We start from the raw sequence: 25,097 nt of genomic DNA on the forward strand, positions 1-25,097 counted from the left end.
GACGTTCGGGTGGAGCGCCCCGAGACCCGGGGAGGGTTCGGGGCACTCGGTGGGAACGGTCAGCGGCCGTTGCCCCGCCCGGGCCTGTACTCGGGCTGGGACTGGGGGTTGAACTCCTCCATCCGCGTCTGCTCGGCCACCCGGAACCGGGGGTCGTTCAGCTTGAGGACGTCGAGTCCGCGGGTGATGTCGGAGGAGTAGACGTAGCCGTTGTAGTAGTAGGCCGACCAGGAGCCGCCCAGGACGAGCTGGTCGTCATCGATCGGGCCGCGGTCGAAGTGGCCGATCTCCTCGGGGTTCTTCGGGTCGTTGAAGTCGATGACCGAGACGCCGCCCTGGTACCAGGACTGCACGAAGAAGTCGCGGCCCGGGGTCGGGATGAGCGAGCCGTTGTGCGCGACGCAGTTCTCGGTGTCGGCCTGGTGGCGCGGCAGCTTGTAGTAGCTCTGGAACTCCAGCTCCGGTGCGCCCTTCTCGCCGCCGACCTCGTAGACGGCGTCGGCGCCGCGCTCGGGGCCGACCTCCTCGTTGCAGGTGGCGCCACCGCCGCCGCCGAGCTCGTCGGTGAAGACCACGCTCTTGCCGTCGTTGGTGAAGGTCGCCGAGTGCCAGAACGCGAAGTTCTCGTCCTGGACCACCTCGGTGACCACCGGTGCGGCCGGGTCGGAGATGTCCATCAGGACGCCGTCACCCATGCAGGCGCCCGCGGCGACGTCCCGCTGGGGGTAGACGGTGATGTCGTGGCATCCGGCGGTGCCGGTGTTGCCGCCCTCGGGGAAGAGCACGGGGGTGTCGATGACCTTGGCCTCGGACGGCTCGTCGACCGGGACCTTGATGACGGAGATCTTGTCGTGCGGCGGCTGGCAGTTCGGGAAGCGCTCCGAGGGCGAGTACGAGGAGACGTACACGTACTCGTGCTCGCCGTCCTTGCCCGGGACCAGCGTGTTCGTGTGCGATCCGCAGTCGGTGCGCACCGCGGACACGTACTGCGGGTTGGCCTTGTCGGAGATGTCGAAGATCCGGACGCCCTCGAACCCGTTCGGGTCCGTGGTGGACACGGAGGGTGCACCGCACTCGGTGCCCGCGCGCGCGTAGTCGACGGAGAAGTACAACAGGTCCCCGCTGACCGACACGTCGCCCTGGCCACCGGGGCACAGGACCTCGGAGACGACCTGGGGGTCCTCCGGCTCGGAGATGTCGTAGACGACGAAGCCGTTGTAGTTGCCGCCGATGGCGTAGTCGCCGGTGAACGCGAGATCCGAGTTGAACGCGCTCATCGTCTCGCTCTTCGGGACGTTGGCCACATGAGTGACGTTGGAGCTGGTGTCGGCGTCACTGACGAACGTGTCGTCCGCCGAGGCCGAGGCCGGGCCGAGGAGGCCGGCCACCAGGGCGGCGGCTCCGACCGTGGCGAGTCCGGCCAGTCTGCGCCTGGCTCTTGGGGGGTTGGGGGTCGAGGGGGATGAGGCCATCCGTGTACTCCCGATTCTGATTGGAGTGAAACAGGAAGAACGTACACAGTTCAACATCTATATGTATAGGGGGAGACAAAAGAAACATGGTTGTTAACACGGTGTCGAGCCGACCCGATCTGATCACGCAACCCGGCTAACGTTTCGAAGGGCGCCACCGCGCACGGGGGCCGCCCGGAGCCCCGCGGGCCCCACCCGTTCCACATTCGGGTCGGAGCCGGGGACGGTGAGGGGCGGGCCCCGACCCGGCGACGGGGTCACACGGAGTAGCCACGGCCCCGAACAGGAATCAGCGAACCGTTGTACGCCCCACGGTTCTCAATTTCGGTCTGATGATGTGACGAGTTTGGATAGATCCGAAACCCCAAAACCGAGGGCGCTCCAAGTGTTCGGGCGGGTACACGGTGTCCGCATCACGTCCGAGGACTGGACAAAACACCCATCGAGTGAGTAGAAAGCCCGCAGGACGTCGCCCTTCCTTCGGGTCGTCCCACCCCACGGACACCGCGGCCCCGACCGCCCCTCACCCCCATGGAGGACACCTCGTGCGTCGCCTGGCACTCGCGGCCGGAACCGCTCTCGCGCTGCTCGGAGCCTCAGCCTGTACTGGCGACGACGGCGGGCAGGAGTCGGCCAACGTCATCGCCCCCGGAGCGCCCGGGGAGTCCTCCTCCCCAGCCACCGCCGACCAGATCGCCGCCCTCGCCGAGGAGCAGGGCCACAACGAGGCCGACGTCACTTACCTGGTGCAGATGATCGAGCACCACTCCCAGGCACTGGAGATGACCGACCTGGTCCCCGAGCGGTACGAGCGCGACGGCATCAAGACCATCGCCGACCGCATCTCCGCCGCCCAGGGCCCGGAGATCACCGCCATGGAGAGCTGGCTGGAGGAGAGCGTCTTCGGCCCGGCCAGGGAGAACCCGGCACACCAGAACTTCTGCGGGCTGGAGGGCGACGGTACGCACCACGGCGAGGACGGCGACGTGCCCGCGTGCGACCTGGAGGTCGACCACGACGACATGCCGGGCATGGCCTCCGAGGAGGAGATGGAGCGGCTGGCGGCCGCGGAGGGCGACGAGTTCGACCGGCTCTTCGTGGAGCTGATGACGGTCCACCACGAGGGAGCGGTCACCATGGCCGAGGACGTGCTGGCCGAGGGCAAGGACCAGACGGTGATGCGGATGGCCAACGACGTGATCGCCGAGCAGAACGCCGACATCGCCCGTATGGAGCTGGTGCTGGAGGAGGAGTAGGGCCCGTCCGCGCACGGGCCCCGGTGCCGGGCCCGTTCGGGCGCCCCCGGGGTTCCGGGAGGACTCGGAGCGCACGCCCGGGGGGACCTGCGGCCCGGTGGCCGCGGTCCCCTCCCCGGTACGGACGGCGGACCGGCGACGTGAAGGGGAGCCCCCCGGCCGGGGGGCTCCCCTTCACACGTTCGTCGTCGCGGCGGACGCGCCGCCGGACACGACCTAGGCGGACTTCTCCTGGCGGGTGCGGCGTGTCTTGGCCCTCGGCACGATCGTGGGATTCACATGCTCCTGCACCGACTCCCGCGTGATGATCACCCGCCCCACATCCTCACGAGAAGGCACCTCATACATCACCGACAACAACACCTCCTCGATGATCGCCCGCAACCCACGCGCACCCGTCCCCCGAATAATCCCCTGCTCAGCAATCGCGTCCAAAGCATCCGGCGTGAACTCCAACTCCACACCATCCAACTCGAACAACCGCTGATACTGCTTCACCAACGCGTTCCGCGGCTCCGTCAAAATCCGGATCAACGCCTCACGATCCAGATCATGCACACTCGTGATCACCGGCAACCGACCCACGAACTCCGGAATCATCCCGAACTTCAACAGATCCTCCGGCATCACCTCACCGAACAACGCCGACCCACCAGCCTCACCCTGAGGCCGCAACACCGCGTTGAACCCCATCCCCTGCTGACCCGTCCGCGACTCGATCAACTTCTCCAACCCCGCGAACGCACCACCACAGATGAACAACACATTCGTCGTATCGATCTGAATGAACTCCTGATGCGGATGCTTGCGCCCACCCTGAGGCGGCACACTCGCCGTCGTCCCCTCCAGGATCTTCAACAACGCCTGCTGCACACCCTCACCCGACACATCACGCGTGATCGAGGGATTCTCACTCTTACGCGCGACCTTGTCGACCTCATCGATGTAGATGATCCCCGTCTCGGCCTTCTTCACGTCATAGTCCGCCGCCTGGATCAACTTGAGCAGGATGTTCTCCACATCCTCCCCCACATACCCCGCCTCGGTCAGCGCCGTGGCATCGGCGATCGCGAACGGCACATTCAGAATCCGAGCCAACGTCTGCGCCAACAACGTCTTCCCCGAACCCGTGGGACCCAACAACAAGATGTTGGACTTGGCGATCTCCACACCCTCGTCCCCGGACCGGTCACCCTCAGAACGCACACGCTTGTAGTGGTTGTACACCGCCACCGACAACGCCTTCTTCGCCTGATCCTGACCGATCACATACGAATCCAGGAACTCATAGATCTCCCGCGGCTTGGGAAGCGCGTCCCAGGTGAGCTCGGTGGCGTCGGCGAGTTCCTCTTCGATGATCTCGTTGCACAGATCGATGCACTCATCGCAGATATACACGCCGGGGCCAGCGATGAGCTTCTTCACCTGCTTCTGGCTCTTGCCGCAGAACGAGCACTTCAACAGGTCCCCGCCGTCGCCGATGCGTGCCACCCAGCCACTCCTCAAAACTAAGGCCGCCCCGTCGGTGCCGCTCGCGCGCGAGGGCCGCGGAAGTCGAAAAATCTTCCGTGACCGTCCACAACGGTGGTCACGGACGAGGCGATCTGTGTGTCGCTCTCCGTCAGACTAAGCGAAAAACCGGACCGGCTTCACCACCGGGCTCCTCCGGGCGGGTCAGGGGCCGGTCCGGCCAACGCTTCGACCTGGGCCGGAACCCCCGCGGCGTGCCCGCTTCCGCGGGGACGGCCGGGGTTCTCGGCTCTGCTGTGCCCTACTGCAGGGAGGCCTTGCGGTAGGGCAGCACGAAATCGATGATTCCGTAGTCCTTGGCCTCCTCGGCGGTGAGGATCTTGTCCCGCTCGATGTCCTTGGAGACCTGCTCGACCGAACGCCCGGTGTGGCGGGCCAGGGTGGTCTCCAGCTGGGTACGGATACGGGTGATCTCGTTCGCCTGGATCTCGATGTCGCTGGCCTGACCGTGCATGCCCTCAGTGGCGGGCTGGTGGATCAGGATGCGGGAGTTGGGCAGCGCGCCGCGCTTGCCCGCGGTCCCGCCCGCGAGCAGGATCGCGGCGGCCGAGGCGGCCTGTCCGATGCACACCGTCTGGATGTCGGGGCGGACGAACTGCATCGTGTCGTAGATCGCCATGAGGGAGGTGAAGGATCCCCCGGGCGAGTTGATGTACATCTGGATGTCCCGCTCGGAGTCGAGCTGCTCAAGGGTGATGAGCTGGGCCATCAGGTCGTTGGCCGAGACGTCGTCGATCTGCACGCCGACGAAGATGATCCGCTCCTCGAAGAGCTTGTTGTACGGATTCATCTCCTTGACGCCGTAGGACGTCCGCTCCACGTAGGACGGCAGGACGTAGCGGCTCTGAGGAGCCATCGAGGCCGCGCCGCCGATGTGACTGGGATTGAACTCGGTCATTTCACGCCTTCCACGCACTGTGCCGTTCCTGGGACGCAGGTCCGACGGATCAACTCTGGGTCCGGTCCGGAGTCACGTCGAGGGTTCCCTCCAGGACTTCGTCGATGAAGCCGTAGTCCTTGGACTCCTGGGCGGTGAACCAGCGGTCGCGGTCGGCGTCCTTCTCGATCTGCTCGACCGACTGCCCCGTGTGCTCGGAGATCTTCTCGATGAACATCTTCTTCACGTAGAGCAGCTGGTCAGCCAGGATCCGGATGTCGGAGGCGGTGCCCCCGATGCCACCGGACGGCTGGTGCATCATGACGCGGGTGTGCGGCAGCGCGTAGCGCTTGCCGGGAGCACCGGCGCACAGGAGCATCTGGCCCATGGACGCGGCCATACCGATACCCACGGTGCGCACGTCGTTGGGGATGTACTGCATGACGTCGTAGATCGCCATACCCGAGGTCACGGAACCGCCGGGCGAGTTGATGTACATGGTGATGTCTCGCTGGCGGTCCTCCGCGGACAGCAGCAGGAGCTCACCAACCAGGCGGTTGGCGATCTCGTCGTCGACCTGCTGGCCGAGGAAGACGATTCGCTGGCGCAACAGGCGCTGAGGCGTCTGCTCAAGGAAAGGGGAAAACTGCGTCTCCGACGTGCGAGCGTCGAAGCGCGAGGTCTCATCAGAAATCGGCGGCAATCTCGTCACCTGCTCCGGAATCGAAACGGTTGCGATACAGCGACACTAACGCCGCTCGGCGCCGGGCTCGTCCGGATCCCGGGCCTGTTCGCTTTGAGCGCAGGGTGGTACGACCCCCACGCAGTATGTTCTTCCACCAGCGAACACGAGGGGCCCCGCCCGACCCGACTGGATCGGACGGGGCCCGTGCTCGCAGAGCGTTGGACGACCCTACTGGGCGGCGTCCCCGGCCTTGGCGTCGTCGTTCTCGGCCGAGGCCTCGGCGGGCTCGGCCGCCTCGTCCTCGTCCTCGATGACCTCAAGGGCCTCGCCGGCGGCGGCCGCGGCGGCCTTGGCGGCCTGCTCCTCGGTGCTCTCCTGCTCGATGACGTTGCCGTCCTCGTCGGTGACCCGGGCCTCGGCCAGGACCAGGTCCATGGCCTTGCCCCGGACGACCTCGGTGAAGGCGACGCGGATCTGGTCGGACTCGACCAGGTGCTGGGCCAGCTGGTCCGGGCTCACGCCCATGCGCTGGGCCTGCTCGAACACGTACTGGCTGAGCTCGCTCTGGTCGGCGCTCAGGTCCTCCTGGATGGCCAGCTGGTCGAGGATGAACCCGGCCTTGACCGCGGAACGGGCGCCGGAGGCCAGCTCCTCGTCGAACTCCTCCTCGGTCTTCTCCTGGGACTCGAGGTAGGCCTCCTTGGTCAGACCGCCCTGGGCGAGCTGCTGCTCCAGGCTCTGACGGCGGCGGTTGACCTCCTCGTCGACGACCGCGTCGGGCAGCGGGATGTCGACGGAGTCGATCAGCTTCTCCAGGGCCTTGTCACGGGCCGCGGAGAGCTGCTGGAGGCGGCGGACCTCGCCCATGCGCTTGCGCACGTCCTGGCGCAGCTCTTCGATGGTGTCGAACTCCGAGGCCAGCTGGGCGAACTCGTCGTCCAGCTCGGGCAGCTCCTTGACCTTCACGCTGTGCACGGTGACGGTGACGTCCGCCTCCTGGCCCTCGTGCTCACCACCGACGAGGGTGGTGCTGAAGGTCGCCTCGCCACCGGACTCCATGCCGCGCAGGGTCTCGTCGAGCCCCTCCAGCATGGCGTTGGTGCCCACCTCGTAGGAGTAGCCGCTGACGGCCACGTCCTCGAGCACCTCGCCGTCGACGGAGGCGGACAGGTCGATGGACAGGTGGTCGCCGTCCTGGATCGGACGGTCGACGCCCACGAGCGTGGAGAAACGCTCGCGCAGGGTGCCGATCTGCTCGTCGACCTGCTCGTCGGTCACCTCGGCGTTGTCGACGGTGACCTCGATGCCCTTGTAGTCCTCAACCTCGAACTTGGGGCGAATGTCGACCTCGGCGGTGAAGGCGAGTTCGTCGTTGTCCTCCAGCTTGGTGACCTCCACGTCGGGCTGGCCGAGCGCGAAGAGCTCCTCCTTCTGGATGGCTTCGTTGTAAAGCTCCGGGACGGCATGGTTGACCGCTTCGCTGATCACCGCGCCGCGGCCGACGTAGCGGTCGATCAGCCGCGCCGGCGCCTTGCCCGGGCGGAAGCCCTTGATCCGGACCTGCTTGGCGAGCGACTTGTAGGTCACGTCGAAAGCGTGATCGAGCTCCTCGAAGGGCACCTCGACGGTCAGCTTGACCCGAGTAGGGCTCAGCTCCTCGACATCGGTCTTCACGGGGCGGTACTCCTAGGTTTGCCGGCTGGTGTCCGCGTCGGCCCGCAGGCGCACCACACACAACGGCGAAATGCACGCGCGCACCCCGGAGGTCTTGACGACCGCATCCAACTGGGGTGCCCTGCGACGGGCTGGGACTTACAGTTTCCTGCTGATCGCACCAAGTCTAGGGCAGATACACAGGGGGCCACGGCGCACGGCCTGAGGCCACTGCCATGGTGGTTTCGTCGGGGTGGCGGGATTCGAACCCGCGGCCTCATGCTCCCAAAGCATGCGCGCTAACCAAGCTGCGCTACACCCCGTGTGCCAAGCCAAGGATCGCACTCTCGGTGTGGGTGTGCGAACACGGCTCCGGAGACTGTACTCTTGTCTCCGTCGGCTCCAAGAGTCTAAAGGACACTCGAAGTCTCTGGCGCCACGCGGGCGTAGTTCAATGGTAGAACCCCAGCCTTCCAAGCTGGTCATGCGAGTTCGATTCTCGTCGCCCGCTCCACTCGGGGAGAGCCGTGTGCGTCCGGCACCGGCTCGCTCCGCCGCTCCACCCGGGGGACGACCCCCAAACCCCCGCTCCACCCGGGAAGAGCCGTGTGCCTCCGGCACCGGCCCGCACCACCCTCCACCCGGGGGACGACCCCCAAACCCCCGCTCCACCCGGGAAGAGCCGCGCACCTCCGACACCGGCCCGCACCACCGTTTCCGTTCACGCGTCCGGACCCTGGCCGACCCCCGCTTCGGGGCGCCGCCCGGCCGCCGCCGGGGTGAGCTCTCTCACAGATACGGGCCGAAAGTCCACACCGGGGAGAGAACACTGTTCGGTTCCGTGCCCTCCGCGACGGAATACCGCTCTCCAGCGGGTACGTTGACCTTTCGGGCGACCTTGTGGGCGCGATCGGATCCGGTCGCCCTCGGGCTTGCGGAACGGGTGACTGAATGACGGACACGGACACGGACGCGACACACGACCCGGACACCGCTCTCAGCGCACGCTGGTTCGAGCGGCCCGACGACCTGGTGCGGCCGGCCGTGGTCACCGGGGCCTTCGACGTCCTGCACGTCGGACACGTCCGCTTCCTCCGGAGCATCGCCGAACGGGGGCTTCCCCTCGTGGTGGGTATCGAGTCCGACGAGCGCGTACATGCCTGGAAGGGGCCGGGGCGCCCGGTGAACCCCGCGGAGGAGCGCGCCGAGACCGTCGCCGCCCTGGGCTGCGTCACCGGCTCGTTCGTCATCGAGGGCCCGCCCGGGGTCGCCGACTGGGCCTCCTACGCCGATCTCCTGCGCCCCCTGGCCCCCGCCGCCCTGGCCTACACCGCCGGGGACCGCTACACCCAGGCCAAGATCCGCGGCGCCGACGCTCTCGGCGCGCAGGCCTGGGAACTGCCCTTCACCCCCGGCCGCTCCACCACCGCGGCTCTGGGCCGCCTCGCCCACTCCCTCTAGGACCGCGGCGGCGTTCCCGGCGGATCCGCCCCGGGAGGTCCGCGGTACGGCACGAACCCCGGGTCCACCCGTCCGGGAAGCGGCGTGCGTACACCGGTGTTGACGCATGCGTGGCTAACAGGCGAGCAGAACGAGGCTGTCCATGACAATGATGTCCGGCAGGCCCTCCTACAGGGCCCTGGTCAACGACGGGAGCGCGAAGGGGCAGTCACTGCCACCCGGCATCACCCGGCGGATCATCTCCTACGCCCGTCCGCACTGGCGGACGATCCTGTGCTTCCTGCTGGTGACCATGGTCGGTTCAGCGATCGTGGTCGCCAACCCGCTCCTGCTCAAGGCCATCATCGACCGGGGCATCATGCCCGGGAACACCACGCTGGTGGTGTGGCTGGCGGTCGCCGCGGCCGGGCTGGCGGTGCTGGAGGGCACGCTGACCCTCCTCGGCCGGTGGCTGTCCTCACGGATCGGCGAGGGGGTCATCTACCAACTGCGCACGCAGGTGTTCACCCACGTGCAGCGGATGCCGGTGGCGTTCTTCACCCGCACCCAGACCGGGTCGCTGATCAGCCGGCTCAACACCGACGTGGTGGGCGCGCAGAGGGCGATCACCTCCGTGCTCCAGTCCGTGGTGTCCAACGTGGTCAGCGCGACCGCGGTGATCGTGACGATGCTCGCGCTGTCGTGGCAGGTGACGCTGATCGCGCTGGCGCTGGTCCCGCTGTTCGTGGTTCCCGCCAAGCTGATCGGGCGGAGGCTGGCACACATCTCCCGTGAAGCCATGGACAACAACGCGGACATGAGCTCGCTGATGACCGAGCGGTTCAACGTCGGCGGGGCGATGCTGGTCAAGCTGTACGGACGCCCCGACGAGGAGTCGGCGGGGTTCGCCCGCCGCGCGAGCCGGGTCCGAGACCTGGGCGTGCGCCAGGCGGTCTACGGCTCCCTGCTGTTCAGCATGCTGGGCCTGATCACGGCGCTGGCGATGGCGATGGTGTACGGGGTCGGCGGCGTGCTGGCGATCAACGGGGCCTTCGAGGTGGGCACGCTGGTGGCGCTGACCACCCTGCTCTCCCGCCTGTACGGACCGGTGACCACGCTGTCCAACGTGCACGTGGAGATCATGACCGCCCTGGTCTCCTTCGACCGTGTCTTCGAGGTGCTGGACCTGGAGCCGGGCCTCAAGGAGAGCCCGGACGCCGAGGACCTGCCCGGCGGCGCGCTGGGCGTGGAGTTCGACCACGTGTCGTTCCGCTACCCCGGGGCGAAGGAGTCGTCGGTGGCGTCGCTGGAGCTGACGCCGCACGCGGAGGTGGACGAGGACACCCAGGTCCTGAGCGGGGTGTCCTTCCGCGCGGAGCCGGGGACGATGGTGGCCCTGGTGGGCCCGTCGGGCGCGGGCAAGACGACGCTGACGCACCTGGTGTCGCGTCTGTACGACCCGACCGAGGGCGAGGTGCGCCTGGGCGGCCTGGACCTGCGCGAGGCGACCGGCGACTCCCTGCGCGAGACGGTGGGCGTGGTCACCCAGGACGCGCAGCTGTTCCACGACACGGTGGGCGCGAACCTGCGGTACGCCCGTCCGGAGGCGACCGACGCCGAGCTGGAGGAGGTGCTGCGGATGGCCCGGCTGGGGCCGCTCCTGGAGCACCTGCCCAACGGCCTGGACACGATGGTCGGCGACCGGGGGTACCGGCTGTCCGGCGGTGAGAAGCAGCGGCTGGCGATCGCGCGGCTGCTGCTGAAGGCACCCTCGGTGGTGGTGCTGGACGAGGCCACGGCGCACCTGGACTCCGAGTCCGAGGCGGCCGTCCAGGAGGCTCTGGCGGTGGCCCTGGAGGGACGGACCTCACTGGTGATCGCGCACCGGCTGGCGACGGTACGGGAGGCGGACCAGATCCTGGTGCTGGAGGACGGGCGGATCCTGGAGCGGGGCACGCACGACGAGCTGCTGGAGCAGGGCGGGCTGTACACCGCGCTGTACCGGACCCAGTTCGCACCGCAGAGCAGCTAGACCGTGTCTCCCTGAGGCTCCGCCGCGCTTCGCCCCGGGCCCGGACGCCGCGGGTACGGGGCACACGGCGGCGGATCACCGGACTACCTCGTCCCCTCCTTCCCGCCGTCCTTCCTCTTGTCCTTCTTGTCCTTCTTCTTGTCCTTGCCGGACTTCTTCGGGCGGCTTCGGTCCTTGTCCGGGCCCGACTCCTTGGCCGCCCTCCTCTCGGCCTCGGCCCTCTTCTCGGCCTTCTTCCCGGCCTTCTCGCGCTCCTTCCCGGCCGCCTTGGAGTGCTCCTTGGACTCCTTGCGCTTCTTCTGCTTCTTCTGCTTCTTCTGTTTCTTCGCGTCCTTGGACGTCACGTGGCCGGCCAGGGCGGCGGGCAGCGGCGCGAGGCCGGGGCCGCCCTCGAAGATCCAGTCGTCGACGGCCTCGACCAACGCGTCCTCGGTGATCCCGCCCAGCCACACCGGACGGCCGCCGGCCGCGCGCCCCGCCTGGGAGGGCTGGACGACCACCACGTTCGCCTGGAAGCAGATGTCCAGGCACTTGCTGGTGCGTACGGGGACGGTGCGACCGGAGTGGTCGTCGATGGCGCTGAGGCGGGCGAGTTGGGCCTCGTGGTCCACACCCGGGACCTTCTTCCTCGTTCCGCAGCAACAGCCCCGACAGACCGTGAGCTGGCACGGACGCCCTTCGACCGCGTTCACGTTCTCCCTCGTACTCTCGTCAGGAGCGCCAGAACCGTTAGGTCCGCCTTGCCTCATGCAGGGTAATCCGCTTCGTCGTCCCGCTGACCGGCGGGTACGCCGCTTCGCCCCGGGTCCGCGACCACCACGGGCCGCCAGGTCTCCGGAAGCCCCTCCCCCTCGGCCTTCCCGTTCCATCCCGGCGGCCACACGATCGGCAGTCCGGCGGCGAACAGGGGGTTGCGGTGGTCCATGAGCTGCACGCGCACCTGGGGTTCGGTGCACGCTCCCGAGTTCCCGCAGTCGGCCACCGGCTGGCCCGCCCGGACGCGGTCCCCCCGGCGGACCGTCAGCGACCCCCGTCGCAGATGCCCCAGGAGCACGTAGGCGCCTCCCACGTCGATCACCAGGTGGTTGCCGAGCATCCCGGCCGGGCCCCGCAGCTCCCGCAGCGTGTTCTCCACGACCGAGCCGAACAGCCACGGCCACGAGTTGCGGCTTCGGTGGTCGCGCCGGCGGCCGTGCGCGGTCACCACGGTCCCGTCGGCGGGGGCGTACACGGGCTGCCCGAAGGCCGGGAAGTCGCCCGGCGGACGGCTGAGCGGCCGCCAGCCGATGTCTGGCCGGACGCCCTCCCCGGGTTCGGCGACCAGGCCGAGCGCGTAGGTCTGCCCGTAGGCGTGGCCGCCCTGGCTGGGCACGCTGTCCACGGGGCTGGTGAGCGCCATCCAGCGGCCCCGTACCGGCGGCTCCAGCGTCCGGGGCCCGCACCGCACGGTGCCCAGGCGCAGGTACACCACGAGCGCGGCCGCCGACAGCGTGCCGCCCACCCACCAGGACAGGCCGAGGTAGCCGGCGAGGAGGGCGAGCGTGGCCGCCCACATCAGCGGCATGCGGACCCTGGCGAGCAGGATCGGCCACCGGGGACCGGCCGGGGCCCGCGGTCCGGAGGGCCCGGCGGGACCGGGGGAGGCGGGGACACGCGAAGGGGCGGGTGAAGGCATCCTCACATTGTGGACGCCCCACCCGCCCCGAGCTCACACAGGTCGCGCTACTGCTGGTTCCCGTCCTTGCGGGAGCGCTTGCGCAGGTACTCCGTCGCGGCTCCGGCTCCTCGGTCGATCTTGTCGTCGTGGGAGCCCTTGGTAGCCTTCTTCGCGGCTTGCGCGGCCTTGCCCACCAGGCCCTGGGCCTTGTCGGCGTTGTTGTCGACAACCTTCTTCAACCGGTTGAACGCGCCTCCGGCACCCGCCATGGAATCCCCCTCGATTGGTCCTGCTCCTCAGGAGATACCCGCTCCACCTCCCGTTCATGCGCTCGGAGCAGCGCGAAGAACGCCCCAAGCGGCGCTGACCGGGTCAGACGCCCAGGACCACGGTCGCGATGGAGAAGTAGATGAGCAGGCCCGAGGCGTCCACGATCGTGGTCACCATGGGAGAGGACACCACGGCCGGGTCCACCCCCACCTTGCGGGCGAGCAGCGGCATGGCGGAGCCGATGACCGCCGCCCACGTACACACCGCGATCACCGAGCACGCCACCACCAACGCGACGTCCGGGCCCACCAGCAGGGAGCCGATGGCCAGTGCCAGTCCGGCCAGGAGGAGTCCCAGGAGCAGGCCGACCCGCGCCTCCTTCCAGATCACCGACGGCAGGTCGCGCACCCGCACCTCGCCGACCGCCAGGGCGCGCACGATCGCGGTGGCCGACTGCGCGCCGACGTTGCCGCCGGTGCCGATGAGCATCGGCACGAACAGCGCCAGTGCCGTGACCGCTTCCAGAGCGGACTCGAAGGCCTGCATCACGTTGACCGTGAGCGTGGCCGCCACGATGAGCAGCATCAGCCACACCGAGCGGGCTGCCACCAGGCGCAGCACGCCGACGGTCACGTAGTGGTCGCTGACCGGGCTGGCACCGGACTGGCGGGCCATGTCCTCGGTGTCGGCGGCCTCGATGATCTCCAGGGCGTCGTCGAAGGTCAGCAGGCCCAGGAAGCGGTCCTCGGAGTCCACCACCGGCAGGGAGACCAGGTTGGCCTCCTGCATCAGGCGGGCGGCGTCCTCGACCGGTTCCGAGGCGCGCACGCGCGGCGCGAACACGTCCACGATGTCCTTGATCAGGCGCTCGTCTCCGTTGACCACCAGGTCGCGCAGCGTCACCGTCCCGACCATGCGGCGGCCGTCGCCGACCACCGGAAGGGTGTAGATGGTCTCGGCGTCGGCTCCTTTGGCGCGCACGACCTCCAGGGCGCGGCCCACCGCCAGGTCGCGGTGCAGGATGACCGTCTCGGGGGTCATGTACCGGCCGACGGAGTTCTCGGGGTAGCCCAGGAGCGCGGCGGTCATCTTGCGTTCGGAGAGGCTGAGGCCGGCCAGCGCGCGGGTGGCGATCTTGGCGGGCGCCTCGCCGATGAGACGGGCCCGGTCGTCCGGGTCCATCTCCTCCAGGATCTCGCGGAAGGCGGCGTCGCGCAGGCCCAGCAGGATGGCCTGCTGCTGGCCGGGGTCGAGTTCCTCGAAGACCTCCAGCTCGCGGTCCTTGTCCAGGAGCCGGAAGGGGATGATCGCTTCGCCGCCGTCCATGCGGGAGAGCTCGTCGGCGATCTCGTAGGGCCTGTGTTCGGCCAGCCAGAGCCTGATACCGGACAGATCGTTGGCCTGGACCAGATCGATCAGTTCCTCAGCGCGCTCGCCTTCTGACATGCGAAGCACCCCCTCGCATTCTCCTACGCCCGTTGGGGGGCACCCACGGGCGGCACCGGTCCTCGGAAAAGCGGCGGGCCGGTGGTCCGGCCCCGCTCCGGTCCCGTTGTCGCTGGTGTGGTGGACCGTGCGCGGAGTTGGTACCCGGGGGCGAAAAGGGTGGGCACGGCGAGCCTGGACGTGTACGGACTGAGCCGCCGTACGCGGGACGGGGAGCACACCGACCCTACCCGTCGGGGCCTCCAGGTGCCGCATCAACCGGCCCGAGGGCACCGCGGGCACCGCCCCGCGGGGCCGGGGAGCCCTGGCCGGGGGGTCAGTCGCGCCAGAGGACGACCAGGGCGCAGTCGTCGTTCTTGTCCTTGCTGAGGGTGTCCACGATCTCGCCCGCACCGGTGGTGAAGCCGCGCGGGACGATGCGCTCGGCGGCGCCCAGGAGCCGGTCGATCCCCGCGTCGAGGTCCTCGCCGGGGGTTTCGATGAGGCCGTCGGTGCAGAGCATGATGGCGTCGCCGGGCCGGAGCTTGCCCTGGACGGAGGTGTAGGTCATCTCCGGGATGACCCCCAGGACCACACCCTTGGCCTCGGTGGTGCTCCACACGCCGCCGCCGCTGTCGTAGTGCAGCGCGGGCGGGTGACCGGCGGAGGCGATCTGGTACTCGCCCGTGTCCAGGTCCACGCTCAGGTGCACGGCGGTCACGAAGCCCTCGCCGCCGCTGTTGCGCATGAGGTAGTCGTTGCAGTGGGCGAGGAAGTCGCGGACGGGGACGGCCCCGATGAGCCCGCTGAACGCGCCGGAGAGCATCAGGGCGCGGGTTCCGGCGTCCACGCCCTTGCCGGAGACGTCCACGACGGCCACGTCCAGCCGGTTCTCCTTGCGTATGGAGACGACGAAGTCGCCGCCGAAGGAGGAGCCGCCGGCCTGGCGCAGGACGGCGGTGCGCCCCCAGCCCTCGGGCAGCCGGGGCAGCCTGCCCTGGTGGCGGATGCGGTCGCGCAGGTCCAGCAGCATCATCTCGCCGCTGAGCCCCTGCACGCCGAGGCGCTCGCGCACCCCCGACAGCAGGTAGGACAGGACGGCGGTGACGCCGATGGTGACCAGCAGGCCGGGGCCCACCTGGCCGAAGTCGAGCATGAAGGCGACGAACAGCAGGACGGCGGCGACCACGGCCAGCAGGAAGGCCAGGCTCTTGCGCTTGAGGAGGAGGCCGCCCGCCAGGACGGTGAGGATGGTGGAGCTGGGCGGGAACCAGCCGGAGGGTCCCCACACGGCGCCGACTCCGACGCCGACGGCCAGCACGACGAGGGTGATGAGGACGAGCCGGTAGCGGAACAGCACCTTGCGCCGGAGCACCGCGACGAGCCGCTGCACGGTGGAGCGCAGCAGCCGGGTGGCCTTGGCGGTCGGTGTGGGCTTCATGGATCCCCTGCGTTGCACACCCGCTCACCAGCGGGGGTTCGGTTCTCGGACGGCATGGTCGGGTGGGCACGGGGGCCACGTCGCCACCGGTGCGTGTCCGGCTTGCGGGGGGCGGTGTGCGGGGCACGCCCTGGCCGTGGTGACTGGAGGAGCCGACGAAGGGCACCGACACGCCGCGGACGACGAGGGCCCGCCACTGTGCACGAACTGTAGCGCGGGGGGTGTGGCCGTGGCACGTGCAACCAGCGGTGTTCTCCCCCAAACCGCGGATTTGGGTTCAGCCGATAACCGAGCGTATGGAGTCGGGCACTACCCCGACACGGGGGAACGGCGTCGAATGCCGGGGACGTCCCCCCTTCCCGGGCGCCGCCTCACGGCCGGGGCCCTTCCTTGACCGGGCCGTCCGGTGCGGCTCCCACCCTGGTGGCGTGGCCGTACCCCAGAGTCCCACAAGGGCTCGGAGCCGACCAGGGACACCTGCCCCGAGGGGTGAGATAAGGCACAGCGTCCATAAACGCCACAAACAAGACAAAAGGTGGAAAAAGCTACACGCAAGCGTGGAAGTTTTACAGAAGACCACATACCCGGCCGCGCGGGACCCGTCGCCGGGGAGGGCGGCCCCGTGTGCGGGAGGCCCTCCCCGGTCGGACCCTCTAGGCCTGGGGAAGCGGCGGGAGTTCGCCGGTCTCCTCGTAGGCCGTCAGCATCCTGATGCGGCGGGTGTGCCGCTCCTCGTCGCTGTAGGGGGTGGAGAGGAAGGTCTCCACGAACCCGGCGGCCTCCTCCTGGGAGTGCATCCGGGCGCCGATGCTGAGCACGTTGGCGTCGTTGTGCTCGCGCGCGAGGCGGGCGGTCTCCTCGCTCCAGGCCAGGGCGGCGCGAACGCCCCCGACCTTGTTCGCGGCGATCTGCTCGCCGTTGCCGGAGCCGCCGATGACGACGCCCAGGGAGCCCTGGTCGGAGGCCACGCCCTCGGCCGCGCGCAGCACGAAGGGCGGGTAGTCGTCCACGGCGTCGTAGGCGAGGGGCCCGGCGTCGACGACGTCGTGGCCGCGCTCCCTCAGCCAGGAGGCGAGATGTTCTTTGAGCTCGTAGCCCGCATGGTCTGATCCAAGGTAAACACGCACGGACACAGTCTGGCAGGTCATGGCGGCCACGAGCGCGGCGCCCCGCTCGCGTGCGCGAAACGGGGCGCGGCGGTACGCGGGTCCGTCAGAGGGCGGCCGCGGACGCCGCCGCGGAGGCGACGGCCAGCCCGAGGACGGCGAAGAACGCCATGGAGAGGATGGCGACCATGTTGTACAGGACGATCGCCTTGAGGTCCCTGCCGATGGGACCTGCCTTGGAGACCGCGGGCTTCTTGCTCAACTCACACCTCGTTCGGGTTCGACCAGGGATATCCCGTCGGAATTTTTCCACACCGCACAACGCGGTCGTCACCGGGGCCGATTCCTCGCGAGGGTGTTCGGAGACCGTGAGTCCGCACACACGTACGGCGGCGGACCCACGGTTCGCGACGGACCCTCAGCCGTGCCGACCGCCCGGAAGACCCGTCACGGCCCTCACATCTGGACGGCCTTGACCTCGCAGAACTCCTCCAGGCCGGACAGTCCCCACTCGCGTCCGTTGCCCGAGCGCTTGTAGCCGCCGAAGGGGGCGCGCGGGTTGAGCGCGCCGCCGTTGAGCTCGATCTGGCCCGCCCGCAGGCGCCGGGCGACGGCCAGGCCCTGCTCGGAGTCACCGGACCACACGGCGGCGTTGAGCCCGTACACGGTGTCGTTGGCGATGGCGACCGCCTCCTCCTCCGTGTCGTAGGGGATCAGGACCAGCACGGGGCCGAAGATCTCCTCCTGGGCGATGCGCATGTCGTTGCGCACGTCGGCGAAGACCGTCGGGCTGACGTAGTAGCCGGTCGGGCGGCCCTCCACCGGCTCGGCGCCGCCGGTGACCAGGCGGGCGCCCTCCTCCACTCCGAGCGCGACGTATCCGCGGACCTTCTCCAGTTGGGCGGCGGAGACCAGGGGTCCCATGCGGGTGCCCTCGTCCTCGGGGTCGCCGGGCACGTACTTGGCGGCGGACCCGGCGGCCAGGGAGACCGCCTCCTCGTAGGAGTCGCGGTGCACCAGCATGCGGGTGAGCGCGTTGCAGCTCTGGCCGGTGTTGCGCATGACGTCGGCGACACCGCGCTTGACCGCCTTGGCCAGGTCGGCGCCGGGCAGGATGACGTTCGGGGACTTGCCGCCCAGTTCCAGGGCGACCTTCTTGACGGTCTCCGCGGCGACCTGGCTGACCCGCGTCCCGGCGCGGGTGGAGCCGGTGAAGGACACCATGCCCACCCCGGGGTGCGCGGCGATGGCCTCGCCGACGACCGGGCCGGTGCCCGAGACCAGGTTGAACACGCCCGCGGGCAGGCCGGCGTCGTGGAGGACCTCGGTCAGGGCGTAGGCGCTGAGCGGGGCGACCTCGCTGGGCTTGAGGACGACGGTGTTGCCCGCCAGCAGGGCGGGGACCACCTTGAGCACGATCTGGTGGAGCGGGTAGTTCCACGGGGTGATGGCGCCGACGACGCCGACGGGCTCGCGCACGATGAGCGAGTTGCCCTCCCGCTCACCGCCGAAGTAGCGCTCGCCGGTCTCCTCGACCAGGTCGATGTAGGTCTTGAACATCAGGGCGGGCAGCCCCGCCTGGACCTTGCGGGCGAACCCGGCGGGAGCGCCCATGTCCCGGGTGAGCTCCGCGGCGATGTCGTCGACACGGGCGTTGAACAGCTCCAGGGCCTTGGCCAGGTGGGTGACGCGCTGGCCGGGCGTGAGCGCGGACCAGGCGGGGAAGGCCGACGCCGCGGCCTCGACCGCGGCGTCGACGTCCCCGGCGGCCCCGGCCGGAACGGAGTCGATGACCTGCTCGGTCGCCGGGTTGACCACGTCCAGGGCCTCGCTGGATACGGAGTCGCGCCAGGCGCCGTCGATGTAGAGGGATCGCATGACCCCATTTTCGCAGAACGGGATTCGGGTTGAACAGTCCGGACCCCGACGCCGGTGGTTTCCCTGATACGCGAACACACGGCGGCACCGGGCGAGGGCCCGTTTTCGAGAGACCTCAGCACCAGGGGGTGTTCGGGCGTCCACGGGGTTCTGGAGGCGTCGGAGGTGGGACGAACAAGTACTGCGGCCGTAGGCCGTCGTTTGAGGGCGGTGGCGGGCGACGGCGTGGGCACGAGCCGTCGCACCGCAGGCGCCGAAGGTTCCCGTCCTCCGGACGCCCGAACAAGAAAGAACCGCGCGCAGCGTCCGTTGAGGGTGGTGGCGGGCGACGGGTGGGACGAAGCGAAGCGAGGGCCCGAAGAGAACACGGGTCAGTCCCAGTGCGGCGGGCGCTCGGCCACCAGCCACGCGGTGGAGTCCTCCTCCAGGCCGTCGCCCCAGCCGGGGCCGCTCTCGTCGCTGGTGGTGTCGGGCAGGATTTCGAGGTCGTCGAGGAATTCGACCCTGCGCTCGTCGTCGGATCCGGACACGGTTGCCCTCCCTACGTCACGGCGGGACCCTCCCGCCGTGCTGCCTGCGTGGTCCCGGCCTCCAGTGTGCACCGGACGGGGTGCGGCCGCCCGGCGCCACTCCCGCCGCGCCGGGGACCGGCACGGCGGGTTCGGGACCGGCCCCTGGAACTTTCGGGTCAGTCGAAGACCGGGGCCCTGGTCCGGGTCCGCTTGAGCTCGAAGAACCCGTCGGTCCCGGCGACCAGCAGCACACCGTCCCACAGCTTCCCGGCGTCCTCACCGCGCGGGACGGGCGTGAGGACCGGGCCGAAGAAGGCCGTGTCGGCGACCTGGATGACGGGGGTGCCCACGTCCTCGCCGACCAGCTTCATCGCCTCGGCGTGCGAGGCGCGCAGGGCCTCGTCGTACTCGGCGGCCGTTCCCGCCTCCGCCAGGTCCCCGGGCAGGCCGGCGTCGGCCAGCGCGGCGCGGATCGTGTCCGCGGTGCGCGGCTCGCCGTTGTTGTGGAAACGGGTGCCCAGGGCCGTGTACAGGCCGCCCAGGACCTCCGGGCCGAAGCGCCGCTCGGCCGCGACGCACACCCGTACCGCCTCCCAGGACCTGTCGATGCTCTCCCGGTACTCCTCGGGCAGGTCCCGGCCCTCGTTGAGCACCCCCAGGCTCATCACGTGCCAGCGCACCCTGACCGGCCGCACCTTCTCCACCTCGACCAGCCAGCGCGAGGTGATCCAGGCCCAGGGGCACGCGGGGTCGAACCACATGTCCGCGTAGGCGGTCTCCTGGTCGCCGCCGGAGTCGGGGGTCTGCGTCATCGCTGCTCCTCGGATCACGAAAGGGGGCCACAAGATCTGTCCGTAGGGGTGCAACCTCGCCCATCGGTTGCGCATTCCGCCCCGGCGCGTGGCAGGATCGTGCCGAGTGAAGACGACCTCCGGCCCCGACGACGCTCCACCCCAGGCGGCGGACTCGCCGTGGTCGGCAACGATCCGGCCGGCGACGACGGCGGCCGTGGAGGGAGCGTGGCGTGGCGGGAAACCTGACACGGGACGAGGCTCGGGAGCGTGCGCGGATTCTCAGCGTCGACTCCTACGCCGTGGAGTTGGACCTGACCACCGGTGCCGAGACCTTCCGGTCCACCACCGTGATCCGCTTCTCCAGCTCGGAACCGGGGGCGCGCACGTTCGTCGAGCTGGCGGCGCCGAAGGTGCTCACGGCGACACTGAACGGCGCCGAGCTGGACCCGGCCGAACTGTTCGACAGCGAGCGCCTCGTCCTTCCCGAGGTGGCCGGGCGCAACGAGCTGACGGTCGTCGCCGACGCAGCGTACATGCGCACCGGCGAGGGCCTGCACCGGTTCGTGGACCCGGTCGACGAGTCGGTGTACCTGTACAGCCAGTTCGAGACGGCCGACGCGCACCGCATGTTCGCGTGCTTCGACCAGCCCGACCTGAAGGCCACCTTCGAGCTGACCGTGTTCGCTCCCCCGTCGTGGGAGATCGTGTCCAACAGCGCCCCGGACGTGGAGCGCGAGGCCGCGGGCCAGGACCGGGTGCGCTGGCACTTCCCGGCCACTCCGGTGATGTCCACCTACATCACCGCGCTGATCGCGGGCCCCTACCACGTGGTACGCGACGAGCACGACGGCATCCCGCTGGGCCTGTACTGCCGCGCCTCGCTGGCCGAGCACCTGGACTCCGACGCCCTGTTCGACGTCACCAAGCGGGGCTTCGACTTCTTCCACGGCCTGTTCGACCTGCGCTACCCCTTCGGCAAGTACGACCAGCTCTTCGTGCCCGAGTTCAACGCGGGCGCCATGGAGAACGCGGGAGCGGTCACGTTCCTGGAGGACTACGTCTTCCGCTCCCGTGTCACCGACGCCCGCTACGAGCGCCGCGCCGAGACGATCCTGCACGAGATGGCGCACATGTGGTTCGGTGACCTGGTCACCATGCGCTGGTGGGACGACCTGTGGCTGAACGAGTCGTTCGCGACCTACGCCAGCGTGTACTGCCAGGCCAACGCCACCAGGTGGACCGACGCCTGGACGACGTTCGCCAACGTGGAGAAGGCCTGGGCCCTGCGCCAGGACCAGCTGCCCTCCACCCACCCGGTCGCCGCCGACATGGTCGACATCCAGGCGGTCGAGGTCAACTTCGACGGCATCACCTACGCCAAGGGCGCCTCGGTGCTCAAGCAGCTCGCGGCCTACGTGGGCGTGGACGCGTTCTTCGCGGGCGTACGCGCCTACTTCAAGGAGAACGCGTTCGGCAACACCGAGCTCAAGGACCTGCTCAAGCACCTGGAGGCCGCCTCCGGCCGCGACCTGTCGGGCTGGTCGCGCGACTGGCTGGAGACCACGGGCGTCAACACGATGCACCCGGAGTTCGAGGTGGACGCCGAGGGCAACTTCACCTCCTTCTCCGTGCTCCAGGGGGCTCCCTCCGAGCACCCGACCCTGCGCTCGCACCGCCTGGCGATCGGCCTGTACGACCGCACCGACGAGGGCGTCGTGCGCCGTGAGCGCGTGGAGCTGGACGTCAGCGGCGAGCGCACCGAGGTGCCGGAGCTGGTCGGCAGCGCCCGGCCGGACCTGGTGCTCATCAACGACGACGACCTCACCTTCACCAAGGTCCGCCTGGACCAGCGCTCCCTGCGCACCGTGGTGGAGGCCGCCGGCGAGATCCGCGAGTCCCTGCCGAGGGCACTGGCCTTCGGCGCCGCCTGGGACATGACCCGCGACGGCGAGATGGCCGCCCGCGACTACGTCGCCCTCGTCATCTCCGGGATCAGCGGCGTGAACGACGTCATGGTCGCCCAGACCCTGCTGCGCCAGGCCGCCGCGGCGCTGCACATGTACGCCGACCCGGCGTGGCGCCCGTTCGGCTTCGAGCAGCTCGCCGAGCGGCTGCGCGAGCTGCTGACCGCCGCCGAGCCCGGCGGGGACCTGCAACTGGCCTACGTCAACGCGCTGGCCGCCTCGGCGGTGACCGACACCCACCTGTCCCTGCTGCGGGGCCTGCTGGACGGCGCGATCACCGTGGACGGCCTGGCCGTGGACACCGACCTGCGCTGGACGCTGCTGCGCCGCCTGGTCGCGGCGGGCAAGGCCGGCGAGGCGGAGATCGACGCCGAGCTGGAGCGGGACCCGACCGCGACCGGTCAGCGGCACGCCGCCGGCGCCCGGGCCGCGATCCCCACCGCCGAGGCCAAGGCCGCCGCCTGGGAGCGGATCGTGGGCGAGGAGCTGGCCAACGCCGAGTTCCGCGCGGTGCTGCTGGGCTTCACCGAACCGGGCCAGGCCGAGCTGTACCGGCCCTACATGGAGAAGTACTTCGAGCAGCTCGCCCCGGCCTGGGAGAAGTGGACGGGCGAGTTCGCGCAGACCTTCGCCGAGGTGGTCTACCCCAGCCACCTGGTGGAGAAGGAGACGCTGGAGCGCACGGACGCCTACATCGCCGAGGCCGCTCCGCCTCCGGCGCTGCGCCGCCTGCTGGTCGAGGGCCGGGCGGGTGTGGAGCGCGCCCTGCGCGCCCGCGCCACCGACATCGCCGCGGGTAGGCCCCAGGAGTAGCCCGCGCCCTCCGAAGCGCTCGGGCAGCTCGCCCCGCCGCCCCGCGGCGGGGCGAGCGCGTCCCCTGCGGGCCGTGCCGCATCCGGCGCCCTCGTGCGGGCTCCGGTGCCCGTCCCGTCCTTCGCGTCCACCGGATCATCCCGCCCGGGCGTGAGGCGGTGCCGGCCTTCGCGGACCCGTCCGGGGCGCCGCGGCGCCCCGCCCCGGGCACGGGGCGGTGTCACAGGGCGCGCCCCTGCCCTCCGCCGACCGGGCCGAGGGTGCGCCGGATGCGTGCCACCATGCGGGGGTCGGCGAGCAGCTCGTCCACGAGCACCGGCTCGCCCTCTCCGTTGGTGAGCGGGATGCGCCAGTTCGGGTACTCGTCGCAGGTGCCCGGCTGGTTCTGCATCCTCCGGTCCCCCACCACGTCGGTGAGCGCCACTCCCACCATGCGGGCGGGGGTGGCCACCAGGTAGGCGTGCATGGCCGCCACCACGGCGGCGGGGTCCGTCACCGGGTCGACGCCCTCGTCGAGCAGCCCCAGCTCCACCAGCAGTTTCCGCCACCGCTCCACCCGGGCCTCGGCGTCGGCGCGCTCCTCCTCCACCGGGCGGCCGAGCAGCCCCAGCCGGTCGCGCAGCTCCACGTGCTCGGTGGACAGGAACGACGCCACCGGCGGCAGGTCGTGGGTGGCGACCGTGGCCAGGCAGTCGGTGCGCCACTGGCCGGGGGTGCGCGGCTCCCCCTTGGAGTCCTGTTCGAACCACAGCACGGACGTGCCCAGGACCCCGCGGTCGGCGAGGTGCTCGCGCACCCACGGCTCCACCGTGCCCAGGTCCTCCCCGACCACGACGGCGTCCGCGCGGTGGGCGGCCAGGGCGAGCGTGCCCACCATGCCCTCGTGGTCGAACCTGACGTAGGTGCCCTCCGCGGCGGAGGCCCCCTCGGGCACGCACCACAGCCGGAACATGCCCATGACGTGGTCGACCCGGACGCCGCCCGCGTGGCGCAGCGCCTGGGCGAGGATCTGGCGGAACGGGCCGTAGCCGAGTTCGGCCAGCCGCCGGGGGTGCCAGGGCGGCTGTCCCCAGTCCTGGCCCCGCCGGTTGAACTCGTCCGGGGGCGCGCCCACGTGCAGGCCGGGTACGAGCGCGCCGCCGTACATCCACGCGTCCGCGCCGCCCGCCTGCACGCCGATCGCCAGGTCGTGCACGATACCGACGCCCATCCCCCCGCCCTCGGCGGCGGCCTGCGCCTGGGCGAGCTGCTCGTCGAGGATCCACTGGAGCCAGCGGTGGAACTCCACCGTCGGCCACCGGCGCAGGGCCTCCTCGCCGACGCCCCGGGCGTTGACGTCGCGCAGGTGTCCGGGCCAGGCCCGGTAGTCGGTGCCGTACTCCTCGGCCAGGGCCGACCAGGTCGCGAACTCGACCAGGGGCCGGCCCTCGCGCTCCAGGTAGGTGCGCAGGGAGACCTCCCGGCCGGGCGCCCGGGGCACCTCGAAGAGCACCTCCAGGGCGGCGCGCTTGGCCCTCCACACCGAGTCGCGGTCGAGCAGGTCGGCCGTACGGCCACGTTCGCGCAGCGGTCGGGCCAGGCGCTGGATGCCCTCGCGCTGGGCGGGGTCGAGCCGTGCGTACTCGGGTACGTCCTCGACGCGGATGTAGAGGGGGCTGGCGTAGCGGCGGCTGACCGGCAGGTAGGGCGAGGGCTCCACTGGAGCCAGCGGCTCGGTGGCGTGCACCGGGTTGATCAGGGCGAAGTCGGCGCCCAGGTCGCGTGAGCTCCAGTCGGCGAGCTCGGCGAGGTCGCGCAGGTCGCCGGTCCCCCAGGAGGCGCGGGAGCGCACGCTGTAGATCTGCGCCATGATCCCCCACAGGCGCGGGTGGTCCCGGAGCGCGCTGGGCTCGACGCGGTCGGGGACCACGAGCAGGGGCGCGTCGTGTTCGGCGCCGCCGTCGGTGACGCGCAGGGTGTGCACTCCCAGGGGCAGGCCGGGATCGAAGGGCAGCAGGGAGCCGTCGGAGGTCTCCACGACGCTGCGGGCCCCTCCGGGCAGCACGAGGTCGGGTGCCTTGCCCTCCCGGACGACCACCGCCGGGGGCAGGGGGCCCCTGTACGCGGTGTCCGGTGTGGCGGGATCCACCCCCAGCGCCGCCAGGACATGGCGGATGGTGTCGGGGCTGACCGGGACCCGTCGCCCCCGCCAGTCCTCGTAGGCCGTCGCGACTCCGTGCTGCTCGGCCACCCGTGCCAGCTGAACGTCCCTCACAGCATCCGATCATGCCCTACCAGGGGCTCCGTACACCG

The 25,097-nt window shown here is 70.2% G+C and carries 20 protein-coding genes and 2 tRNA genes; 5 read left to right on the forward strand and 17 right to left on the reverse strand.

What is annotated here, in order from left to right; genetic code table 11:
• Nucleotides 1-59: 59 nt before the first annotated feature.
• Complete coding sequence (locus tag NOSIN_RS15640; RefSeq protein ID WP_077691454.1) at nt 60-1,472, reverse strand: hypothetical protein; 1,413 nt, start codon at nt 1,470-1,472, stop codon at nt 60-62.
• Between the two features lie 545 nt (nt 1,473-2,017).
• Between NOSIN_RS15640 and NOSIN_RS15645 the strand changes: the two genes are divergently transcribed.
• Nucleotides 2,018-2,728 carry a DUF305 domain-containing protein gene (locus tag NOSIN_RS15645; RefSeq protein ID WP_077691455.1) on the forward strand — a complete coding sequence of 237 codons (711 nt, stop codon included), beginning with the start codon at nt 2,018-2,020 and terminating at the stop codon, nt 2,726-2,728.
• Nucleotides 2,729-2,944: 216 nt separating this feature from the next.
• On the opposite strand, the gene clpX is transcribed toward NOSIN_RS15645, so the two are convergent.
• The 5 genes from clpX to NOSIN_RS15670 form a co-directional block, all read right to left on the reverse strand.
• Nucleotides 2,945-4,219 (reverse strand): ATP-dependent Clp protease ATP-binding subunit ClpX, encoded by a 1,275-nt coding sequence (gene clpX, locus NOSIN_RS15650; protein WP_077691456.1) that lies wholly within the window; start codon nt 4,217-4,219, stop codon nt 2,945-2,947.
• A gap of 280 nt (nt 4,220-4,499) precedes the next feature.
• Nucleotides 4,500-5,156 (reverse strand): ATP-dependent Clp protease proteolytic subunit, encoded by a 657-nt coding sequence (locus NOSIN_RS15655; RefSeq protein WP_077691457.1) that lies wholly within the window; start codon nt 5,154-5,156, stop codon nt 4,500-4,502.
• A gap of 49 nt (nt 5,157-5,205) precedes the next feature.
• Nucleotides 5,206-5,829, reverse strand: a complete 624-nt coding sequence (locus NOSIN_RS15660; RefSeq protein ID WP_077693610.1) for a ClpP family protease — start codon at nt 5,827-5,829, stop codon at nt 5,206-5,208.
• A 219-nt stretch (nt 5,830-6,048) separates the two neighbouring features.
• A complete protein-coding gene (gene tig, locus NOSIN_RS15665) occupies nt 6,049-7,494 on the reverse strand; it encodes a trigger factor (protein WP_077691458.1) in 1,446 nt (481 codons plus the stop codon).
• A gap of 227 nt (nt 7,495-7,721) precedes the next feature.
• Nucleotides 7,722-7,796 (reverse strand) — tRNA-Pro (locus tag NOSIN_RS15670).
• Nucleotides 7,797-7,913: 117 nt separating this feature from the next.
• Here NOSIN_RS15670 and NOSIN_RS15675 point away from each other — a divergent pair.
• The 3 genes from NOSIN_RS15675 (at nt 7,914) to NOSIN_RS15685 (ending at nt 10,945) form a co-directional block, all read left to right on the forward strand.
• Nucleotides 7,914-7,987: transfer RNA gene (locus NOSIN_RS15675), tRNA-Gly, on the forward strand.
• 437 nt (nt 7,988-8,424) lie between these two features.
• Nucleotides 8,425-8,934, forward strand: a complete 510-nt coding sequence (locus tag NOSIN_RS15680) for an adenylyltransferase/cytidyltransferase family protein (protein ID WP_077691459.1) — start codon at nt 8,425-8,427, stop codon at nt 8,932-8,934.
• A gap of 148 nt (nt 8,935-9,082) precedes the next feature.
• On the forward strand, nt 9,083-10,945 hold the full coding sequence (locus NOSIN_RS15685) for an ABC transporter ATP-binding protein (protein WP_077691460.1): 1,863 nt from the start codon (nt 9,083-9,085) through the stop codon (nt 10,943-10,945).
• 83 nt (nt 10,946-11,028) lie between these two features.
• Here NOSIN_RS15685 and NOSIN_RS15690 read toward each other — a convergent pair whose 3' ends face one another.
• The 10 genes from NOSIN_RS15690 to NOSIN_RS15725 form a co-directional block, all read right to left on the reverse strand.
• The gene (locus NOSIN_RS15690; RefSeq protein WP_171986600.1) at nt 11,029-11,556 is read right to left on the reverse strand and encodes a (2Fe-2S) ferredoxin domain-containing protein; all 528 of its coding nucleotides are present in this window, start codon (nt 11,554-11,556) and stop codon (nt 11,029-11,031) included.
• 134 nt (nt 11,557-11,690) lie between these two features.
• A complete protein-coding gene (locus NOSIN_RS15695; RefSeq protein ID WP_077691462.1) occupies nt 11,691-12,620 on the reverse strand; it encodes a M23 family metallopeptidase in 930 nt (309 codons plus the stop codon).
• Between the two features lie 47 nt (nt 12,621-12,667).
• Entirely contained in the window at nt 12,668-12,871 is a 204-nt protein-coding gene (locus tag NOSIN_RS15700) for an Rv0909 family putative TA system antitoxin (RefSeq protein ID WP_077691463.1), read from the reverse strand.
• A gap of 103 nt (nt 12,872-12,974) precedes the next feature.
• A complete protein-coding gene (gene mgtE / locus NOSIN_RS15705; RefSeq protein WP_077691464.1) occupies nt 12,975-14,318 on the reverse strand; it encodes a magnesium transporter in 1,344 nt (447 codons plus the stop codon).
• 316 nt (nt 14,319-14,634) lie between these two features.
• Nucleotides 14,635-15,738 (reverse strand): PP2C family protein-serine/threonine phosphatase, encoded by a 1,104-nt coding sequence (locus tag NOSIN_RS15710; protein ID WP_077691465.1) that lies wholly within the window; start codon nt 15,736-15,738, stop codon nt 14,635-14,637.
• Nucleotides 15,739-16,391: 653 nt separating this feature from the next.
• Nucleotides 16,392-16,865, reverse strand: a complete 474-nt coding sequence (locus NOSIN_RS15715) for a ribose-5-phosphate isomerase (protein ID WP_077693611.1) — start codon at nt 16,863-16,865, stop codon at nt 16,392-16,394.
• Between the two features lie 85 nt (nt 16,866-16,950).
• Entirely contained in the window at nt 16,951-17,106 is a 156-nt protein-coding gene (locus NOSIN_RS27255) for a hypothetical protein (RefSeq protein WP_170293727.1), read from the reverse strand.
• Between the two features lie 194 nt (nt 17,107-17,300).
• On the reverse strand, nt 17,301-18,722 hold the full coding sequence (locus tag NOSIN_RS15720; protein ID WP_077691466.1) for an aldehyde dehydrogenase family protein: 1,422 nt from the start codon (nt 18,720-18,722) through the stop codon (nt 17,301-17,303).
• A gap of 371 nt (nt 18,723-19,093) precedes the next feature.
• Nucleotides 19,094-19,252 carry a hypothetical protein gene (locus NOSIN_RS27260; RefSeq protein ID WP_170293726.1) on the reverse strand — a complete coding sequence of 53 codons (159 nt, stop codon included), beginning with the start codon at nt 19,250-19,252 and terminating at the stop codon, nt 19,094-19,096.
• A gap of 158 nt (nt 19,253-19,410) precedes the next feature.
• Nucleotides 19,411-20,046: a mycothiol-dependent nitroreductase Rv2466c family protein gene (locus tag NOSIN_RS15725; protein ID WP_077691467.1), complete on the reverse strand. Its 636-nt coding sequence runs from the start codon at nt 20,044-20,046 to the stop codon at nt 19,411-19,413.
• Between the two features lie 212 nt (nt 20,047-20,258).
• On the opposite strand from NOSIN_RS15725, the gene pepN reads away from it, so the two are divergent.
• Nucleotides 20,259-22,805 (forward strand): aminopeptidase N, encoded by a 2,547-nt coding sequence (gene pepN, locus NOSIN_RS15730; RefSeq protein ID WP_077691468.1) that lies wholly within the window; start codon nt 20,259-20,261, stop codon nt 22,803-22,805.
• Nucleotides 22,806-23,025: 220 nt separating this feature from the next.
• Here pepN and malQ read toward each other — a convergent pair whose 3' ends face one another.
• Complete coding sequence (gene malQ, locus NOSIN_RS15735) at nt 23,026-25,059, reverse strand: 4-alpha-glucanotransferase (protein ID WP_077691469.1); 2,034 nt, start codon at nt 25,057-25,059, stop codon at nt 23,026-23,028.
• Between the last annotated feature and the right edge of the window lie 38 nt (nt 25,060-25,097).

Origin of the sequence: Nocardiopsis sinuspersici, assembly GCF_001998325.1 — a bacterium.
In the GTDB taxonomy this organism is placed as follows: domain Bacteria; phylum Actinomycetota; class Actinomycetes; order Streptosporangiales; family Streptosporangiaceae; genus Nocardiopsis; species Nocardiopsis sinuspersici.